This is a genomic window from Streptosporangium minutum, from assembly GCF_002149035.1.
In the GTDB taxonomy this organism is placed as follows: Bacteria; Actinomycetota; Actinomycetes; order Streptosporangiales; family Streptosporangiaceae; genus Streptosporangium; species Streptosporangium minutum.
Genome location: NZ_NGFP01000460.1, coordinates 1 through 2,745, shown reverse-complemented (window position 1 = coordinate 2,745; position 2,745 = coordinate 1). Strand labels below are relative to the sequence as shown.

The window sequence follows — 2,745 nt, the reverse complement described above, 5'->3', positions numbered from 1 at the left end:
TCCCCGAGCGCGACGCCCACGCCGAGCGAGCCCGCCAAGCCGACACCCGCTCCGGCACCGAGCGATCCCGCCACGGAGACGCCGACCGCCAAGCCGACGCCTCCCGCGGCGCCCCCCAAGCCGACGGCGAAGCCGTCCGAGACGCATACGGCCACTCCCAAGCCGACGGCGACCGTCAAGCCGACACCGAAGCCGTCCTCGCCGCCTCCGGTCGTCGAGCCGACGCGGCCTCCGGCGACCACCGCCAAGCCGACGCCGCCTCCGGCGACCACCAAGCCCGCGCCGAGTCCGACGAAGTCGTCGGCCCCGCCGGCCCCGCGCTCCAACCCCTACACCCCGCAGCAGGCCTGCGGATCGGGCTACTACGTCCAGCGCTCCGCCTCCTTCCCCGGCGGAACCACCTACCAGCTCTACAACACCTCCACCGGCTCCAACTGCGTCGTCACCATGAAGACCGCCGACGTCGGCACCGCCACCTCCGTCTGGGCCACCCTCGAAGTCCAGGGCGGCGGCGCCAAGACCGAACGCGGCAACTACGAGTACTACGCCGGAGGCGTCATCCTCTCCTCCAAGGGCAAGTGCGTCCGCTTCAGCGGCGGCGGCCCCGGCGGCAGCACCGGCACCAGCAGCTGGGCCAACTGCGGATGACACCTTGCCCCGGAGCAACCGGACCGACCTGAGCCAGGAGGCGTACCGGGGCTGACCGTGCCCCGTCATCGGGAAGGCCCTCTCCCTCAGGAAAGTACAAGGGGAGAGGGCCTTCTCCGTTGCCCGCACAACCTCTCCGAGGGATGAGCAGAGATCACGGTTGATTCGGATCAGAACTGACGTCTGAAATCCGCCATTTCGGTGGGGCAAATTTGGTTGGATGTTGCTAGATAGTCCGATAGTTACCCCTATCGGTAGCTGAGGTGGAAGGATTGCAATGGGGGATTTCAACCCATTACTGCCGGAGGATCCGGAACGCGTAGGCGTCCACATCCTCGTCGGGCGGCTCGGCCAGGACCCTCAGCAGGCCGTCTACCTGGGCCACCTGCCCGACGACGACACCCTCCGCGTCATCCGCGTGCTCGCCCCCCGCCCGGAAGCCACCCCCCAGGCCCGCGAGCAGATCACCAACGGACTCCACGCCGCCAAACGCGTCTCCGGCGCCCACACCGCCAAACTCATCGAAGTCGGCTGGTCCGACGACTCCCCCTACATCGTCCGCGAACACGTCGAAGGCCGCTCCCTGCGCCAGGCCGTCACCGCCGACGGCCCCCTGACCGGCGACRCCCTCGAACACCTCGCCGTCACCACCCTCACCGCGCTCACCGCCATCCACCTGGCCGGCCTCACCCACGGCGCCCTCACCCCCGACACCGTCATCCTCGGCCCCGACGGACCCCGCGTCTGCGACATCGGCCTCGGCACCACCGACGCCGAACCCGACTACCGCGCCCCCGAAAACCTGCACGCCGAACTCAACCCCGGCGCCGCCCCCACCGCGGGCAGGCCCGCGGACCTCTTCTCCTGGGCCGCCACCCTCGCCCACGCCGCCACCGGGCAGCCGCCCTTCGGCGGAGAGCTCACCCGCGTCCTGGAAGGGCCCGCCAACCTCACCGGCGTCCCCGCCGAACTCGCCGCCCTCCTCGCCGCCTGCCTCGACAAGAACCCCCAGGAGCGCCCCGACACCAAGGCCGCCATGCTCCGCCTCCTCGGCGAGCAGTCGGCGGTCATGATCACCGGGGACGACACGTGGCAGGACGAGGCGCTGCCGGCCGTACCGCAGCAGCCCGCTCCCGCGCAGGCGCCGCCGCCGGCAGGCTGGGGCGCGCCGCCGCTTCCGCGGGACGCGGCTCCCCCGGCGCAGGCGACGTTCGTCCTGCAAGGGGCGGCACAGCCCGGCGAGCGGCCGAAGCGCGGCGGTTTCTCCCTCGTGCTGGCCGCCTGCGTCGGCGTGGTCGCCCTGCTGTCCGGACTCGGCCTGTGGGCCGCCGGAAGCTACACCTCCCTCGGCGAGGCGGAGCGGGCGGCCGCCAACGCCGCCGCCGCTCCCCACGCGTCCCTGGGGCTGGTCGACCAGGGCCAGCAGGGGCCGGGACAGCCGCAGGGCGACGGGCAGGGCATCGGCGTCGGCCCCGACGTCGGAGAGGAGCCTCCGGACAAGGTGACCGTGCCCTGGGGCGCCACGACCGACCCGCAGAACCCGGATGTCGGGCCGATGCAGCTGGACACGGGCAGCCCGACGGTCCCGGCCCCGTCGATGACCTCGTTCGTCACCCCGCCGGCGATCCCGACCAACGCGCCTGTGCCGCCGACCGCGGTTCCGACGGCGGCTCCGACGGCGACCTCGTCTCCGGCGGCGACGCCGTCCCCGAGCGCGACCGCGACCGTGACCGTCACCCCGACCCCGAGCCCGACGCCGCCCAGGGTCGATCCGACCCCGGTCCCGACGGCCACGCCGTCCCCGAGCGCGACGCCCACGCCGAGCGAGCCCGCCAAGCCGACACCCGCTCCGGCACCGAGCGATCCCGCCACGGAGACGCCGACCGCCAAGCCGACGCCTCCCGCGGCGCCCCCCAAGCCGACGGCGAAGCCGTCCGAGACGCATACGGCCACTCCCAAGCCGACGGCGACCGTCAAGCCGACACCGAAGCCGTCCTCGCCGCCTCCGGTCGTCGAGCCGACGCGGCCTCCGGCGACCACCGCCAAGCCGACGCCGCCTCCGGCGACCACCAAGCCCGCGCCGAGTCCGACGAAGTC

At 73.3% G+C, this 2,745-nt stretch carries 1 protein-coding gene and 1 pseudogene; both read left to right on the top strand.

Annotated features, from left to right (window positions below):
• A pseudogene (locus CA984_RS43575) lies at positions 1 to 648 on the top strand (serine/threonine protein kinase); the annotation flags it as partial.
• Positions 649 to 925: 277 nt separating this feature from the next.
• Positions 926 to 2,745: protein kinase domain-containing protein (locus CA984_RS48980; protein WP_086579116.1), on the top strand; the 1,820-nt coding region annotated here is incomplete at its 3' end.